Annotated in this window: 16 protein-coding genes; 6 read left to right on the top strand and 10 right to left on the bottom strand. The window is 45.2% G+C overall.

Annotated elements, in window-relative coordinates:
* Nucleotides 1-103: 103 nt before the first annotated feature.
* The 5 genes from AAFP11_RS07775 to AAFP11_RS07755 form a co-directional block, all read right to left on the bottom strand.
* Entirely contained in the window at nt 104-1,765 is a 1,662-nt protein-coding gene (locus AAFP11_RS07775) for a family 10 glycosylhydrolase (RefSeq protein ID WP_341736520.1), read from the bottom strand.
* Between the two features lie 104 nt (nt 1,766-1,869).
* The gene (locus AAFP11_RS07770) at nt 1,870-2,685 is read right to left on the bottom strand and encodes a PD-(D/E)XK nuclease family protein (protein ID WP_341736519.1); all 816 of its coding nucleotides are present in this window, start codon (nt 2,683-2,685) and stop codon (nt 1,870-1,872) included.
* 104 nt (nt 2,686-2,789) lie between these two features.
* Nucleotides 2,790-2,972, bottom strand: coding sequence for a type II toxin-antitoxin system RelE/ParE family toxin (locus AAFP11_RS07765; protein ID WP_341736589.1), 183 nt, complete (start codon nt 2,970-2,972; stop codon nt 2,790-2,792).
* 130 nt (nt 2,973-3,102) lie between these two features.
* The gene (locus AAFP11_RS07760; protein WP_341736518.1) at nt 3,103-3,771 is read right to left on the bottom strand and encodes a Uma2 family endonuclease; all 669 of its coding nucleotides are present in this window, start codon (nt 3,769-3,771) and stop codon (nt 3,103-3,105) included.
* Between the two features lie 147 nt (nt 3,772-3,918).
* Entirely contained in the window at nt 3,919-4,179 is a 261-nt protein-coding gene (locus AAFP11_RS07755; protein WP_341736517.1) for a hypothetical protein, read from the bottom strand.
* A gap of 163 nt (nt 4,180-4,342) precedes the next feature.
* Between AAFP11_RS07755 and AAFP11_RS07750 the strand changes: the two genes are divergently transcribed.
* On the top strand, nt 4,343-4,582 hold the full coding sequence (locus AAFP11_RS07750) for a helix-turn-helix transcriptional regulator (RefSeq protein WP_341736516.1): 240 nt from the start codon (nt 4,343-4,345) through the stop codon (nt 4,580-4,582).
* Between the two features lie 422 nt (nt 4,583-5,004).
* Here AAFP11_RS07750 and AAFP11_RS07745 read toward each other — a convergent pair whose 3' ends face one another.
* The 4 genes from AAFP11_RS07745 to AAFP11_RS07730 all read right to left on the bottom strand — a co-directional run bounded on the left by AAFP11_RS07745 (nt 5,005) and on the right by AAFP11_RS07730 (nt 9,313).
* Nucleotides 5,005-6,525 (bottom strand): serine/threonine-protein kinase, encoded by a 1,521-nt coding sequence (locus AAFP11_RS07745; protein ID WP_341736515.1) that lies wholly within the window; start codon nt 6,523-6,525, stop codon nt 5,005-5,007.
* Between the two features lie 153 nt (nt 6,526-6,678).
* On the bottom strand, nt 6,679-7,263 hold the full coding sequence (locus AAFP11_RS07740) for a PAP/fibrillin family protein (protein WP_341736514.1): 585 nt from the start codon (nt 7,261-7,263) through the stop codon (nt 6,679-6,681).
* A 176-nt stretch (nt 7,264-7,439) separates the two neighbouring features.
* Nucleotides 7,440-9,113 (bottom strand): glycosyltransferase family 4 protein, encoded by a 1,674-nt coding sequence (locus AAFP11_RS07735; protein ID WP_341736513.1) that lies wholly within the window; start codon nt 9,111-9,113, stop codon nt 7,440-7,442.
* On the bottom strand, nt 9,104-9,313 hold the full coding sequence (locus AAFP11_RS07730; protein ID WP_341736512.1) for a hypothetical protein: 210 nt from the start codon (nt 9,311-9,313) through the stop codon (nt 9,104-9,106). The genes AAFP11_RS07735 and AAFP11_RS07730 overlap by 10 nt, the downstream gene beginning before the upstream one ends.
* Before the next feature lie 242 nt (nt 9,314-9,555).
* Here AAFP11_RS07730 and AAFP11_RS07725 point away from each other — a divergent pair, with 242 nt between their 5' ends.
* The 3 genes from AAFP11_RS07725 (at nt 9,556) to AAFP11_RS07715 (ending at nt 12,412) form a co-directional block, all read left to right on the top strand.
* Nucleotides 9,556-9,795, top strand: a complete 240-nt coding sequence (locus AAFP11_RS07725) for a DUF3134 domain-containing protein (RefSeq protein ID WP_340522256.1) — start codon at nt 9,556-9,558, stop codon at nt 9,793-9,795.
* 217 nt (nt 9,796-10,012) lie between these two features.
* Nucleotides 10,013-11,128, top strand: a complete 1,116-nt coding sequence (mraY, locus tag AAFP11_RS07720) for a phospho-N-acetylmuramoyl-pentapeptide-transferase (protein ID WP_341736511.1) — start codon at nt 10,013-10,015, stop codon at nt 11,126-11,128.
* Nucleotides 11,129-11,386: 258 nt separating this feature from the next.
* Nucleotides 11,387-12,412: a glycosyltransferase gene (locus AAFP11_RS07715; RefSeq protein WP_341736510.1), complete on the top strand. Its 1,026-nt coding sequence runs from the start codon at nt 11,387-11,389 to the stop codon at nt 12,410-12,412.
* 311 nt (nt 12,413-12,723) lie between these two features.
* Here the strand turns inward: AAFP11_RS07715 and AAFP11_RS07710 are convergent, their stop codons facing one another.
* Entirely contained in the window at nt 12,724-12,864 is a 141-nt protein-coding gene (locus AAFP11_RS07710) for a hypothetical protein (protein WP_341736509.1), read from the bottom strand.
* 15 nt (nt 12,865-12,879) lie between these two features.
* On the opposite strand from AAFP11_RS07710, the gene AAFP11_RS07705 reads away from it, so the two are divergent.
* Both AAFP11_RS07705 and AAFP11_RS07700 read left to right on the top strand, forming a co-directional pair.
* The gene (locus tag AAFP11_RS07705) at nt 12,880-14,739 is read left to right on the top strand and encodes an NAD(P)H-quinone oxidoreductase subunit F (RefSeq protein WP_341736508.1); all 1,860 of its coding nucleotides are present in this window, start codon (nt 12,880-12,882) and stop codon (nt 14,737-14,739) included.
* Nucleotides 14,740-14,844: 105 nt separating this feature from the next.
* Nucleotides 14,845-15,558, top strand: a complete 714-nt coding sequence (locus tag AAFP11_RS07700) for a carbonic anhydrase (RefSeq protein ID WP_341736507.1) — start codon at nt 14,845-14,847, stop codon at nt 15,556-15,558.
* The last annotated feature ends 162 nt before the right edge of the window (nt 15,559-15,720 follow it).

Below are 15,720 nucleotides of genomic sequence, written 5' to 3'. Positions count from 1 at the left end.
GTAGGGGCGAAGCATGACCGCAGATAAGTTATTGGTTAAAAGGAAAGATTTACTACCGTCTGGCTTCGCCCGTACAAAATCGGGATGCTCCCATATCATCCCCCTACAACCGACAAGTTTGTCGTGCCCTTTCATCCTCCGGTTCTTGCCACCCAAAAGAGAAATGACTCACTGCATTAATTTGCGGTGTAGCAGAGCGAATTGCCTGCATTTGAACTTCCAAAGAAGGCCGATTTTTCAGGGATTTTCCCCAATCACCAGCGATCGCCGGAATAATTTTTGCTCCCGGAGGTGCTAAACTCACAGTTCGCTGCACCTGGGGTACAATACAGCTTACATCCCCACAATTGCCATAGGACATCGCGTGAAATTCCACAGAAGCCGCAAACCTGTCCCAAGGCTGCAATCTCGAATCAAATCCTCCTAGATTTATAGTTTGATTCCCATTCGGAAAAAATACTGCTCCTACAGGTATTCCCATCCTTTGGGCTGGTTGAATTGCCATCCCCAAAAATTCTAAAACTCCTTGGACTGCGTGAGCAACACTCAGTTTCCAGAGGTCTTTTTGCAGAGTACCAGTGTCAGGCAGTTTTGGTGTTGGGGTTGGTTTTGGTGTGGGATTCGGAACGTTTGGTTTACCATTATCGGGAACTTTTGCAGCAGTCAGTCCCCTAGAGTTGGCTTTTTTAGGAGGGGGAGTTGGTGTGGGAGTTGGTGTTGCTATCGGTTGCGGAATTCGCCCCTGCCAAAGAGGTTCTTTTTCGGTTGGATATTGTTTGACTACTGCTTGAACATCGCTAACATTAATAAATCCTTTTGTCAAGTATCGCTGGATTAAATCTCGCCCTTGTTGATTGTTAGCACGCTGCAATAAAACTTGCTGGGATGCTGGGCCATAAATCCACAAATCTTTGACTTTAGTGACAACGGAAGCTGGGCCAACGCCTCGTAAATAACGAATGTAGTCAAATAACATTCCTTGGGGGCGACGTTTGAGCACTTGATTTACTAACAAGGAATAGTCTTGCCGCGCTTGGGGGCTGTAGGGATCGACAAAGGCTTGATTTCCCGGAACTTCTCCGAAGTCATCGTTAATTCCTCCGTCTTGAACTACCGTTAAAGTTGTCTGATTTTGACCGTTTTTTGCCAGTGCTTGCTGTCTGTCTTCACGCTGGGCGTAGGTATAGCCAAAGTTCATGGTAAATAGCCAAGCATACACTTTTAAACCTCGCTGTTTTCCCTTGGCGATCGCATTTTCTAATAAATCGGATTTCTCGTAGCCACGATTTCTCAAAACAGAAGGCCAAGTCGTAGGATTATCCGCGACTGGAAGTAGCACTTGACCATCGTAAAATACTTCGATATAGACTTGATTGTAGCCTTTATTCACAACTTTGTCTAATACGCGATCGAGTTCTCCCGCCCGGACATCGCAGGGATACAAGCGCAGCCAAACTGCTTGAGTTTGGGGCCAATTTTTTTGGCGACATTCGGCTATTTCCCGCGCGTGTTTGTTTAATGCACTAAAATATGCCTGCTGAGATTCCGGTTTTCCTGAGAGGGCCGCCCGACGCAAATCTTCTTTTTCATTTACTTGTTCTTTGGAAAATTGGCAATAGGCTGAGAATTGGGCAACTGCTGGTTTATTTTCAATGATTTCTCCCAGGATTGGGCAGATGAAGCTACAGGTTAAAACGGCAGTTACTGCACTTAAAAAGCGTCGCTGGCTTTGCTGAATGGCGATGGGATTTGGTGCAAATTTCATGGGAACATTAAATTGGGTTTAAGCGTCTAATTTTCGGTGCGATCGCCTAAGTGCGATCACGTTGATGCACCACTACAAAATTACGTGGAAATGCGTCAGTCCTGTTAAATACTTATTTCATCGATTATAGCAATATTTGGTAGCCAATCCGTCGGAGGTTCTACAACAAAATTGGCTAAGGAAGCTTTGGTGTCTTTGGTTCGGTTGCAACGAGGGGCGAATTGACAGGAATTACAGACATGGGAATTAATGTGTACTTGGGGTAAAAATTCACCGGATCGGGCATATTCCTCTCGCCACTGGCTAAGCTGGTGCAACTGGTTGGTTAAATCTTGTTTTGTGCGATCGTGTTCTATTTGACTGTAAGAAAATGTGAGGCTTTGTGGCGGTTCCTCTCCTTGCAATTGCACAAACCAATATGTCATAGAAACTTGTTCCGGGGAATAATCGCTGGTTTCTACTAATACATATAAATAGAGGCGAGTTTGCCAAGTTTGGGAAATCCAGTGGAATTCTTGAGGACGGGGATAGGTTTTCCAGTCGAGAATTTGAGCTTGGTTGGGTTCTGCTATTAGCAAATCGTAGATGACGGTGAATAGGTAATCTTGAAAAATGAAGGTACGGGGATGTTCCGCTTGGCGGAAGGTTTTTTCATCCTTTTGATACTGGGTAAAAAGTTCGGGGGCGCTATGGATAAATGCTACCAGACAGCGTTCCATTTCAATTTCTTTTTCAGTGATGAAGGCCAGGGGCAATCCTAGTTCGCGCTGCTGCATTAATAGGTGAAATCGGCTACCCCATGCGAGTTTTTCTTGGTGTTCTGGGGATGTGTGGGTGGCGAGGAGTTCTAGGTAGCTGTGTTGGAATTTGCGCGGGCATTCTTGGATGATTTTGAGTTGGCTTTGGGAGAGTCGGAACATTTTTGTGTCTGTTATTTTTTTTGTTTTTGGTAAGCTTTTTTATGCCCATTATGAAATTTATGTGACAGTTTATGCGCCCAAACTATCTGTTATTCTGAGATGAATTAAATTGAATCATCAACATCCGTGAACAGGTCTGACAAATCTCGATAACCACTGACAACTCGAAAGATTTCTACATCCTGTCCGATCGCCATATAGAGTATAAGATAGTTATCCATCGGGATACTGCGTAGACATGGCAAAATCTCGTCTCGTTGTCGTCCAATGTTGGGAAACTGAGCAATTTTGGCCTATTTTGCGTCGAGTTTGCTTAAAAAGCGATCGGCTTTATCGAGTCCCGATTGACTAGCGATGTAGTCTGCAATTTGCTCAATGTCGTGAGCCATGATCGATCGCACTTTTCCCCACCCCCATTTACAAATTCCCAATTTGTTGAGCAAACCACATCGCCGCCGTCCCATTTCCCTGAGTCAAAAGTTTCAAAGTCTCCGATAGCAACGCAATTGGTAAACCCTGAAGCGCACCAGAAATTTCACACTCCTGATAGTTGCCATTCTCGTTCAATCGAAATGCCAAAACTCTCTCGCCTTTAATATCTACCACCCAATATTCAGGAATTCCTAAAGCAGCATACAAGCGCTTCTTTTGATCTAAATCGCTCGTCAAAGTAGTATCGGAAGTTTCTATCACTAAATCGGGAATTCGCGATTTATTCAGATTGACTCGGCGCGGTTCCCCTTTTTGCCACTGGATGAAATCTCCGCCAACGTATAAAATGCGATCGGGCGCACCTCCTCCCACCTTTGGTTTCTCAATTACACATCCACCCAAATCATCAAAAGCTTGTCCTCCTTTGCTGACAAACCAAAATCCAAACACCAGAGTCAAGAGGTTGTTAAATCTGGCGTGATTAATTCCTTCATTACCCATGTCTATCCAAAGATATCCTTCATAAAAACATATTCTAGCTTCTTCCAAAGATGGATCTTCGCAAGCAGCTACATAATCTTCCCATGTGGCGGCTTGCCATTGGGGGATTTCACCTACTTGAGACACGATGAATTTTGGAGTTGTATAAGTCATGATTCAAAAGTGAATTAAGGATAATTTAATCCTAACTGAAGTTGATATTTATCTGCTGGGGGCCCAGAAACCGGGTTTTTGCGAAAATACTCGTTACAGCCCGCAAAAACCGCAAAAAACCCGGTTTGTTTGATTTTGATGCGGTGTTTATCGAATTACTGTCGGCGCGGGAATTGCTACTTCTAAGTCTGGTTGCAAGTCAAAGACTACGACAAACCTTACTTGAGGCATTAGTTGACGCAGACACAGCAAATGGCCGTCAGCATCCGATCGCCTCCGAAATCGCCCCACAATCGCGCGCTGCATATTTGGCATGAGTTTGGCGATCGCCCAAGGGTAAAGCCGTTTTTGGTACGCGATCGCACCAGGATTCCCGGTGAATCCCTGTTGATAACCGTTTTGTGTCATAATCGTCTGGTATTCGTAAGGAGTACAGGAAAGGGCGTTAGCAAGTCTCTTGCCGGAAATCGACTAACGCCTCTACTACTATGATTAAACACCAAACTCACTTTCTATGTCAATATTTAGCGCTAAATATTAACGCTTATTCTGTCAAAAGGTTCGGTCATCTATGGATCTGAGAGCCTTAAGAGAACGTGCGGGGCTGAAAATTATAGACGTAGCACATATACTAGAATGTGCTGAATCTTCAATTCGCAACTGGGAAAAGGGCCGAACATTGCCAAAGATGGAAGTTTGGCAAGTATTCCGAATGCGGGACTTGTATCGATGTACCGAAGCGGAGTTAGTGCTAGCTGTCAGAAAGTCAATGCCGACGGAACAGAAAGAACAGGAAAAACCGACGGAGTAATACCAATTTAATGGGTCGTTGCACATATTCCGATCCCCCTAAATCCCCCTTAAGAAGGGGGACTTTGATTCGACTCTTGTCCCCCCCTTCTTAAGGGGGGTTAGGGGGGATCGAATTCTATGCAGCTTCATAAAAAATTGGTATAACAATAAATTGGATTTTAGGTTATTTCCCAACCTATGCTAAGCTGTTCGGCATTTAAACTCCTCCGCGTAGGGTGCGTCAGTATTATCAGGTTTTCCGTTTCAACTTTGCTAATTTTTACAACCCGCAAATAGCGGGGCAGATACTACAAAAAACTACGAAGAACGAGCCGGAAACAGATGATAGCGAGTGCCAGGTATCGGAAACGTAGAACAGGCATGGCTTCGTTCAAAAAGTCTAGTTCACAAGTCTTAATAAAAATCTGTAACGCTTAGATGTTACACTTTACAAGTCTCGACGCGAGAGAAGAGACCACCCACAGAACCGGTCGAACACCACCACCCGCTTCTCCTCCTCCCACAACAACAAAACCCCCACACCACAGGGAGGTGAGCTTCTGGTGCTTTTCTGAAAAAATTCTCTGAAAAAGTGATGTCTTTGTAGTACAGCCATGAGTTATTTTTTTTCCAACCTACCTTGTCGCCAAACGCTTCCCATACTTTACCATCATATTTCCTAGTTCCCCCCAGACTTTGATAGATGCGCTTCTGCACGCTAAAGCCGAAGCGCCCATTGCTGTATTTTACCCAAAGTTGGTCAATGGTACGCAAGTCCTCGCAGGGAAAATTATCAATACTTTCTATATCTAGCCATCCTTTTTCCTCCCTACCCGCCACTTTCAACATCACTCTCCTGGTTGCCTCATCGGCTTCTTTCCACTTTTTGGCCGCCAATAAATTCCGCAAGTTTGTATAATCCATCCCCACGGCTGAAATCATCGGGATTTCAGGAGGCGCTGGTTTTGGCTTAGGTATTGGTGCGGATATTGATGCTAGCAATTGATCGATTCGACTAAGCTTAGGGGCCGGGGCTAGGATGGGATCAGAAACCGGGTTTTTTACTGAATCTGTTGGTAACAACGAAGAATCTGATAAAAACCCGGTTTCTTTGGTCGGAGTGTATAAGTCCTGTTTTGGTGCTAAGGCTGTCAATACTTGTTCCGCTGTCCATCTATTTTCTCGCTCTTTTTTCAAACATCCCCTGATTATGGCCGTGAATGGTTCTTGTATTTTTGACCAGTCTATTTCCGGCTGTGCTTCTAGGATTTTTTTTTGCAATTCTTGGTCTGTGTTTCCTGTGAATGGTAGACTTCCTGTCAGGATTTCTGCTGTCATGATTCCCAGAGACCACATATCCCATCCTGTTCCTACTACTCCCTGATAGGATTCTGGGGGAACATAGGATGGTGTACCTTTTATATCTTGGGTTCTCAGCGAGTTGGTGCCGATTTCTCGGAGCAGTCCCAAGTCGGATACTTTCCATTTATCCGCTGCGTATAGCAGGTTGGCTGGTTTGATGTCTCTGTGGACTTTTCGCGGATCTGAATTGTGTAGATAGTTTAATACTGCTGCTGTGGCTTGGACTATTTTTTGTACTTCTGTTATGGATAGTTTTCCGGTTTTTAGTTTTTTTTCTAGGGTGATTGTGGCGATTTCCATGACTATGAATAAATATTCGTCTTCTTTGACTTCGCAGCAGCCTACTGTGTAGCTACGGATGATGTTTTCGTGTAGCAGGTTGGCTGCTGCTCTTATTTCGTTTAGTTGTTTTTTGGCTTTGGTTTCATCTTCTTCTAAGGCGATTAGTTTGATTGCTACTTCCCTGATGAAATCGTCTTTGATTACTTCATCTGCTTTGTATACGGCTCCATATCCTCCACATCCTAGGTATTCTTCCAGGTAGTATTGTTTGTTGACTGTTTCGCCTTGTAGTTTTCTCCAGTGTTTTTCTGGGTACATGATTTTTAGTTGGTGGTTGGTGGTTGGTGATTATTGTATTATACGCCAGATTGATTGTAGGGATAGGGCAGTTTCCGTTGGTGTTTAGACTAAGCTTTTAGTCCGCCAGTCCGCCAGGGAATGAATTCTCTGTCTAAATCAAGTATCACAAACTCACTCTTTTGTCAATACAAACACACTTCCTTCATTCCCGCGCCCAATCCGCAAATCGCTATCCAAATAAGTAACATCCAGCCATCCCTGTTGTTCCCGTGCATCCAGCCCGAAATCTACAGCAGTGAACTTTTTACCCGACTCAATCTCATTGATAAACTTAACCGGAGATTCATAGCCAATCAAGCTGCGTAAACCTAAAATTGACCGCTCAAATTTTACTTGTACTCGACATTCTGAAGTTGCTTCAAATTTTGCCGCTACGCTGACTATTCCCTCTAAATAAGGCAATCCGTAAAGTTCAGCAATGTTATAGATTTTAGATTCTTTAATTCGGATACATTGATAAATTTGACCGAGTTTTAACAAGGGAAAACCGTCGAGATTCAGCAGTGCGCGGCTGGTGGTGTATAATAACCGCCAATCCCCATTTAAGAGCTCTGTGGCTTCCACGGGGCGAGGTGTGGGGTTGAAATCTTCCAAAGAGGCGATCGCACTTAAAATCGCCTGTTTGTCGCTAGCCGTCGCCAGCAAGCCGCGATTCTTACCCGCAATTATTTCTAATAGTCCAGATTTTCCAATCATGATTTTTTAAGAAGGAAGAAGGAAGAAGGAAGAAGTCACCCCCCCCTGCCCCCCCCAAGGGGGGAAATTCAGGAAGAAGGAAGAAGGAAAAATATTCTGATACTCTTTAGTCCGCGCAGGCGGACTTTGTTTGTGTAGTAGCGATTTCAATCGCCGAATACTTGAATCGCCGAGTATTAACCAATGACTAAGATGCCAAACTTCACAAAATAGAGCAGAGTCCGATAGAGGTCTGCTAATTCTTGCTCGTTTTTAACATAGCGTGCGATCGCTTCTCCCACGCTGACAGTACCTTCTTGCTTAATTGTCTCCAAGATCTCCATCTGAATGCTAACAGAAATTCTCCGGTCTTGACCAAAACTGGTAAACCAAATTGTCTGTAACTGCCTCACAAGTTCCGGTGTGGCTATTTTACCCAGACTCAGCATCATCTCATTGCTTAAAGTTCGAGTCGAATAATGGCTTAACACCCGAAATGGATCGTCACCCAGGGGATAAGGTGGCATTCCTGGTTTTACAGGGGCAGATTCTGGTGCAAGAAGGCGAATTTCTGCCAATTCTCGCCACAACTGTTCGTAAGCGGCAATTACCACTTTCCAATCATAAACTTCCCTGGCTCTTTGTCGGGCATTTTCCCCCATCCGCTTTCTCAATTCGCTGTCTGCAATTAATTGGCACAAAGCGCGAGTGCAAGCATCGATGTCAACCGCTGTGGCTAGGGAAGTATGACCCATGTAAGTCGGCCAATTTAAACTATCATCTAGATAATTTATCGCTAAGTCTAAACAAGATTCCGGTGGCGGTATCAGTGTGGGAATTCTGAAACCATCTATTTCATGACGGACTGATTCTTTGTATCCGTTCCAATCGGAGACTATACAGGGCAATCCATTCGCCATCGCTTCAATGGGGGTCAGCCCAAAGGTTTCTTGAATGTTGTCGGAAAGCGAAATAAAAATATCGGCCGCTGACCAAATATTGACTCTAATTTCTGGATTTCTTCCGTCTAAGAAAATAGTATTTACTGAGGGACAAAATACTTTGGCGCTGTTTTTAAAGTCGGGTTCTTCTCTCGGATCTTCGATCCAACCGGCTTGGATTAAGTGAATTTTAGTCTTGGTTTGTTGCGCTGCGCCTTCCAGGGCCATGTACATTGGTACCGGATGAGCTTTTGCGGAAAAGGTTAATCTCCCGACAAATAATACGACTATATCGTCGGCAGAAATTCCGAGTTCTTGCCGCTGTTGATGGCGACTATTGAGTGCGTCTACGCCTTGTGCAAAGACGCTGCAATCGACTCCTAGGGGAATAACTGGCAATTTGACCAAAATTTCGGGTTTACCGCCTGTACGCTGTGCTAGGTACTCGCCCCAGCTAGTCATTACTTGTTCGACGGTGTGTTTGACGGCGGCAGAGGTGCAGATGAGGGCGTCCCAAGGTTGTACTGGTGCTGTGACTAAATTTCCGATCGCATCCATGACATACTTAGTTGCGATCGTGTGGGTAACGCCGCAAACGCTGTAGGCCCGCTGATTGACAAATCGACGTCCCCAAACCATGTCTGAAAGGGCTGGATCGGGTCGGTAAATTGTACCAGGCGCAGATAGCAAATCGGGTCGCTCTTTCTGAATCCACCGGACTTTCCGAGGTTGGGACAGCCAGGGCTGAATGCGGGTACAAAACTCTTGAAATGTGGCTTCGCTGTCGGCGCAACAGTAGAGAGAGTCCGCAGTTCCGTGTTGGACTAAGCTTTTGAGAAATCCTTCTCCGGCGGAATGACGCCCTAAAAGCCTTTTGCCGCCTGTATCGTAGCCATCCTTGGTGTATAAAACTGCTGCTGTTATGTCCATTCTGGGATTTCTCGTCCTTGATGCAAGTTGTAGAGATATTCACTTCGGGAAAATTTTAATACCCCAAAAGCGATAAAAGCTTTACTCTCAAAGAGTTTGAGCTTTTGAGATTGGATGTGTAGAGTGGATGGGATGGATTCAATGGTCGATCGCCATCTATCCGAATATATCCGAGGAGAAGTAACAAAATCTGGTTTCAAACTAAAATATTACTGCAAAAAGATGATGACTCCGAGCGGATTTTGTGCTAATCTAGCGCGCAAGCCTGGGTACGATCGCCTTAACCATGGGCCATCGTACCTAGATCCGGAACCAAAAGGAGCCTGTGGTATAATGCTTTAGCTCTGCTAAATACCCGATTTCCAAGGCTACATCAAAGTAGTGGTCAGGCAAGCAAATTACCTCAATTCGATCGAGTATTTGTGTTTAAAAACCGAGAATTATGTACAACCCATCTCTGCGTCAAATACCCCGCCATCTTCCTGCTGATGTCATTCCATTAAAGCAGCAATCTTCTCTGTTAGATTGGCTGGAATCTACCAATCGCCTGTTAGCAAGGGATGTTCAAGAACCGGACTATCTACACGAAGAAGAAATCTCAGAATTGATGGCAGTTGACGACAACCCCTATGATGACTTAGACGACGAAGTTGATGACGATGTGGCTGCTGGCGATGACTAACGACTAATAGACATCTCCTAAAAAGAAAGTCAAGAACAAGCTAAAGGGCTGGTTCTACAATAATTACGGGAGAGGTCTAATAGGGACTAATAGGGTGCAGGACTTAGCTAGTAACAGGGAAGAAAAAAACTCATAACTTCCCCGATAGTCAATGCCATACCCAAATTACCAAACTGTCAATTTTCTTGTTATCAAATGGTGTGTGGTGAGGAGTTTTATGGATAACTTTTTGGATGAGAAAGTTTCTTTGAGTATGGCTTTAAAACTTACAGGCAGGAATTTATTCCTGCTGCTGAGTTTGGGGCTCGGCATTGCATCTATCGGTTTAGATTTGGCCGCGGGTAGATTTTTAAATTCACCTACATCCCTATTTATGCCGCTAGTTGTTTGTGCTTTGTGCGCAGCGGGTTTGGGTTCTGTAGTTGTACCTTTACTTCAAAAACTCAAAGCCGGACAAATAATCCGCGAGGACGGCCCTCAAGCACACTTGAAAAAAGCAGGAACCCCCACCATGGGAGGCATATTTTTTGTGCCTGTAGGAGTCGCTGTCGCCTTACTTTGGTCTAGGTTTAACTCTGATGTGGTGGCAGTTTCGGCTCTAACTTTAGCTTACGGTTTTATCGGCTGGTTAGATGACTGGCAAATTCTGCGCCGCAAGTCGAATAAAGGTATTTCTCCTCGGATGAAGTTGGCTTTGCAAATAGGTTTTGCTGCTCTATTTTGTCTGTGGCTAATGTTTCATCAACCCACTATTTCTACAAATATTCCTTTGCCATTTGGGATAGTATTGCCCTTAGGTTTGCTGTTTTGGCCGCTGGCTGGTTTTGTGCTGGTTGCCGAAAGCAATGCTACTAATCTTACGGATGGCGTTGACGGATTGATGGGTGGTTTGGGGGCGATCGCACTTTTGGGATTAGGTGCATCTGTAGCTTCAACTTCACCCGAATTAATGATATTTTGTGTCTGTATGAGCGGCAGTTGTTTGGGTTTCTTGACTCACAACCGCAATCCAGCCCGCGTGTTTATGGGCGATACAGGTGCCTTAGCCTTGGGAGGTGCTTTGGCTGCGGTAGCTTTATTAACTAATAGCCTTTGGATATTATTAATCATCAGCATCATTTTCTTGGTAGAAACGCTGTCAGTCATAGCTCAAGTCAGTTATTACAAGGCTACAAAAGGGCCCGATGGCATCGGCAAGCGTCTGTTAAAAATGGCTCCTCTGCACCATCATTTAGAGTTGTCTGGCTGGTTAGAAACTCAGGTTGTAGGTATATTTTATTTGACTAACGCGCTCCTGGTGTTAATGATTGTTTTGTTGACTGGCAACAGTTGACTGTGGATTGGGTAAGGCATTGTGCAGGGGATGTAAGAGATATTGTCTAGTGTCAATAACAGGCAAGATGCCTGTTCCACAAGAATTCAAAGGTAGTTGTGGAACAGGCATCCCTTCGACCCTTCGACTACGCTCAGGACACCGCCTGCCTGTTCAAGACTCGCTTTTTGGGAGATGTCTAATGGAACTTAATAACGCTTTTTAATTATTTGAACGAACCGCGAAGACGCGAAGAGCGCGAAGGAAGAGTTGTTTTGAATGATTAAAATGTTTTTACCGGAAGTTTCGGTGGTAGTGCCAATTTATAACGGTGAGGCGGATTTGCCGGAGTTAATTGAGTGTTTGCGATCGCAAACTTATCCACCAGACAAAGTAGAATATATATTAGTAGACAACAACAGTCGCGATCGCACTTCAGCAATCCTCGAAACAGCAGTCTCTAACCCCCCCTCAGTCCCCCCCTTGGTAAGGGGGGGAGGTAAGATAGGAGTTTCTAACCCCCCTTTACCAAGAGGGGGAGGGGATTTGGATAGAATAACTATTCGCCACCTCACTGAAAACCAGATTCAAAGTTCCTACGCCGCCCGCAACCAAGGAATTCACAACTCGAAAGGTGAAATCATTGCCTTTACTGATACAGACTGTCGCCCGGAATCTGAGTGGTTGGAAAATTTAGTTCAGCCTTTTGTGAATCCAGAAATAGCGCTTTCCGCCGGGGAAATACTCGCATTACCCGGTAAAACTATTTTAGAACAACACGCCGATCGCCAAAATACTCTATCTCAAAAACATACACTCGCTCACCCTTTTTGTGCCTACGGCCAAACTGCCAATTTAGCTGTACGCAAGCTTGTTTTAGAAACAGTCGGTTTATTTCGCCCCTACCTTACGAGTGGTGGCGATGCGGATTTGTGCTGGCGGATTTTGCGGGAAACATCTTATAAGTTGGATTTTGTCGAAAGTGCCATTGTGCGACACCGACACCGCAGTACATTAAAACAGTTGCAAAGTCAATGGTATCGGTACGGTGAATCTAATAAATACTTGCACGAACTCCACGGTGTCGATTTGATGCGAGAATTGACAACACAGGAATATTTGTATCGGCTGGCGAGGTGGCTGTTGAAGGAATTGCCGGTTGCTGCGGTGAAGCGCGCGATCGGCTCTTCGGATCTGGTAGATTTGTTGAGTACGCCGATCGGTCTAGTGAATGTTAGGTCAAGGGCGATCGGACAGCTAAGAGCGAAACTTCCCGAATCCGCTTGGGAAATAGAGCCGTTTTAATATTTTAGAGCAATCAATCATGGATTCCATCGAAAGTGCGATCGACCGTTCTCGCTTTGTATACAACCTTGTTTATCAATAAGTAAAAAAACTGATACATCGAGTCCGCTGGCCATCTGATATCAAATCCGTTGGTATCGTCCTGTATTCATCTCTCTCTTCTCCTCCTCTGTGCCCTCTGCGCTCTCTGCGGTTAAATCATTCCGATACAACCGTAAACGATATTATAAGTAGAGTTTATAGGTACAGATAAATATGGTGAATCAGAAATCTGAAAATTTAACGCAATACTTAATATAAAATTAATAAGTCTATTCTGAAGCGCCTAGTCTCAAGACAACCAGTAACTGGAAGACTGACGCAAAAAATGCCTCTACTTCTGAATTCTGGCTTTCCCATACTGTAGTCAGGGCGATCGGAATTATTCTCAGATTTTTAAAGTTTTGTAACATTTACAGGTAATGCCAATGGCTCAAATCCTACTCCAGACCGTTTGGTTAATACCTTGCTATCCACTCATCGGTGGAGTTCTGTCGATGCTGTGGTTTCCGGCTGTCACCCGCCGCACGGGGCCAAGGCCATCCGGTTATCTTAATGCCATCTTCACATTCCTGGCTTTCGTACACGGCGTCATCGCCCTCACAGCTATCTGGAACCAGCCAGCACAACAGCAGTTCATACCCTGGCTGAATGTCGCAGGTTTAGACTTAACCATTCCCGTCGAAATCTCTAGTGTCACCGTCGGGGCGACAGTTTTGGTTACGGGACTGAACTTGCTGGCGCAGATTTATGCCTTTGGTTACATGGAAATGGACTGGGGCTGGGCTAGGTTCTTTTCCCTGATGGGGCTGTTTGAAGCGGGGATGTGTGGCTTAGTGCTCTGCAATTCCCTGTTTTTCAGTTACATGATTTTGGAAGTTCTCACTTTGGGCACCTACCTGCTAGTCGGGCTGTGGTTCAATCAGTCTTTGGTGGTTACAGGAGCTCGCGATGCTTTCTTAACCAAGCGGGTAGGAGATTTATTCCTGTTGATGGGAGTAGTCTCAATTCTGCCGCTGGCTGGAACTTGGAATTTTGACGAGTTGGCTGTGTGGGCTCAGACTGCGAAGGTTGACCCCACTGTCGCGACGTTGTTGGCCTTGGCTTTGATTGCTGGCCCGATGGGGAAATGCGCTCAGTTTCCCTTGCACCTGTGGCTGGATGAGGCAATGGAGGGCCCTCTGCCGGCTACGATTTTGCGGAACACCGTAGTCGTGGAGACTGGTGCTTGGATTTTGATTAAATTACAGCCGGTAATTGCTTTGTCGCCGATCGGACTAGAGACAACTATTATTGTAGGTGCTGCGACGGCGGTGGGTGCTTCCTTAATTGCGATCGCCCAAATCGACATCAAGCGCACGCTTTCCTATATAGTTAGCTCATACATGGGCTTAGTATTTATCGCCGTCGGCACGGGACAAGCCGAAACCGCCCTGACATTGATCTTTGCCTACAGCTTAGCAATGGGTTTGTTGGTAATGAGCATCGGTTCGGTAGTTTGGAACAGTATCACTCAGGATGTCCGTTCTCTCGGTGGTTTGTGGGGAAAACGTCCGGTATCGGCAATCTCGTTTATTGTCGGTAGCGCTGGATTGGTTGGATTACCGCCCTTCGGCTGTTTCTGGGCTTTAGAAGAATTCACATCAGGACTTTCGGAAACTCACCCTTTCTTGTTAGGAATAGTTTTGTTTGTCAATGGTGTCACTGCTTTTGGGCTAGTGCGCGTCTTCGGCTTAGTTTTCGGTGGTAAACCAAAGCAAATGACCGAACGTTCGCCAGAAGTTCATTGGCCATTCATCTTACCGATGATGATTTTAATGGGCTTTACTTTGCACGTTCCGCATTTTTTGGCAGCGTGGCAATTGTTACCTGTAGCTAGTTTGAATTATACCGTAACTGGACTGGTAGTTTTGTCAAGTGCGATCGGCATCGGTGCAGGAGCATTTGTTTACCTGAATGAGAAATGGGAAAAACCAGTGCGAATTGGTTCTCAAGCCCTACAAGACTTTTTTGCCTACGACTTTTACACTGCCAAACTTTACCGCGTCACCGTGATATTTGCAGTCGGTTTAGTGGCTCAAATTGTCTCTTGGGTCGATCGCAATATTGTTGACGGATTCGTGAACTTGATCGGTTTGGCAACGGTTTTCGGCGGGCAAAGCCTCAAGTACAACGTTAATGGTCAAACTCAATTTTACGCCTTGACAATTCTCTTCGGAGTTGGAATTTTGGGACTGATTGTAAGCTGGCCTCTATTAGCTCGCTTATCGCTGATTGTGGGCGGGTAAAGAGACAATAAGATTTTGGATTTTAGGTGCCACTTTTAGTCTACAATCTTAAAATCACGAATTCTTGAACCAAGATTTCAAACATTTTCAAATACGGCAACATCCATGAATATAAACGACAAAAAAGTCAATCTTTCCCGGCGCAATTCCCTCAAATTTGTCGCAGGTGCGATCGGCACAGGGATACTCGCAGCACGAGTAGGCGGTGATGTGGTTGCACCAGAACCAGCAATCGCTCAAAATGACTTGACTCCCGATGCAGCTTTGAAACAGTTAATGGACGGGAACAAGCGGTTTGTGGACAGAAAACGCCAAACTCCCAACCAAGACTTTGTTCGCCTCACCGAAGTTGCCAAATCTCAAAAACCCTTTGCGGCGATTCTCGGCTGTGCAGATTCCCGCTTTCCTCCTGAGATGATATTCGATCGGGGGTTCGGAGATTTATTTGTCTGTCGCGTAGCCGGAAATGTTGCTACCCCAGAAGAAATTGGCAGCCTGGAATATGGCACCCTGGTATTGGGAGCAAAAGTCCTGGTGGTAATCGGACATGAAAGGTGCGGTGCGGTAGACGCAACCATCAAAGGTGCTGAAGTTCCCGGTCAAATTGGCAGTTTGCTAGCAGCCATTAAGCCTGCTGTAGAAAGCTCAAAAGACAAAACCGGCGATCGGCTAGAAAATGCCTGCAAAGCCAATGTGGTGCTACAAGCTAACAAGTTAAAAGCATCTCCAGTCATCTCTAAGTTAATTGCTGAGAATAAACTGAAGATTGTTGGTGGCTACTACGATTTAGACACGGGTGCAGTCAATATTCTTGTTTAATCGTAATGCAATTTTGGATTGATAATTTGGGGAAAATCAACATAGACTTGTAGGGTGCGTCAGACGAAGCTATAGGACGATGATCGATGGTTTCGGATCTGACGCACCTTACTAAGGGTGACACCTGCGTCCAGGACTGTAACATCTCAACTCTCAAATTGT

Origin of the sequence: Microcoleus sp. CAWBG640, assembly GCF_020883015.1 — a bacterium.
Lineage (GTDB): Bacteria > Cyanobacteriota > Cyanobacteriia > Cyanobacteriales > Microcoleaceae > Microcoleus > Microcoleus anatoxicus.
This window is presented reverse-complemented; position numbering and strand designations above follow the sequence as displayed.

Coding starts and splice junctions, on each gene's coding strand:
- AAFP11_RS07775 (WP_341736520.1), bottom strand. CDS start 1,765: ATGAAATTTGCACCAAATCCCATCGCCATTCAGCAAAGCCAGCGACGC.
- AAFP11_RS07770 (WP_341736519.1), bottom strand. CDS start 2,685: ATGTTCCGACTCTCCCAAAGCCAACTCAAAATCATCCAAGAATGCCCG.
- AAFP11_RS07760 (WP_341736518.1), bottom strand. CDS start 3,771: ATGACTTATACAACTCCAAAATTCATCGTGTCTCAAGTAGGTGAAATC.
- AAFP11_RS07755 (WP_341736517.1), bottom strand. CDS start 4,179: ATGACACAAAACGGTTATCAACAGGGATTCACCGGGAATCCTGGTGCG.
- AAFP11_RS07750 (WP_341736516.1), top strand. CDS start 4,343: ATGGATCTGAGAGCCTTAAGAGAACGTGCGGGGCTGAAAATTATAGAC.
- AAFP11_RS07745 (WP_341736515.1), bottom strand. CDS start 6,525: ATGTACCCAGAAAAACACTGGAGAAAACTACAAGGCGAAACAGTCAAC.
- AAFP11_RS07740 (WP_341736514.1), bottom strand. CDS start 7,263: ATGATTGGAAAATCTGGACTATTAGAAATAATTGCGGGTAAGAATCGC.
- AAFP11_RS07735 (WP_341736513.1), bottom strand. CDS start 9,113: ATGGACATAACAGCAGCAGTTTTATACACCAAGGATGGCTACGATACA.
- AAFP11_RS07725 (WP_340522256.1), top strand. CDS start 9,556: ATGTACAACCCATCTCTGCGTCAAATACCCCGCCATCTTCCTGCTGAT.
- mraY (WP_341736511.1), top strand. CDS start 10,013: ATGGATAACTTTTTGGATGAGAAAGTTTCTTTGAGTATGGCTTTAAAA.
- AAFP11_RS07715 (WP_341736510.1), top strand. CDS start 11,387: ATGATTAAAATGTTTTTACCGGAAGTTTCGGTGGTAGTGCCAATTTAT.
- AAFP11_RS07710 (WP_341736509.1), bottom strand. CDS start 12,864: ATGTTACAAAACTTTAAAAATCTGAGAATAATTCCGATCGCCCTGACT.
- AAFP11_RS07705 (WP_341736508.1), top strand. CDS start 12,880: ATGGCTCAAATCCTACTCCAGACCGTTTGGTTAATACCTTGCTATCCA.
- AAFP11_RS07700 (WP_341736507.1), top strand. CDS start 14,845: ATGAATATAAACGACAAAAAAGTCAATCTTTCCCGGCGCAATTCCCTC.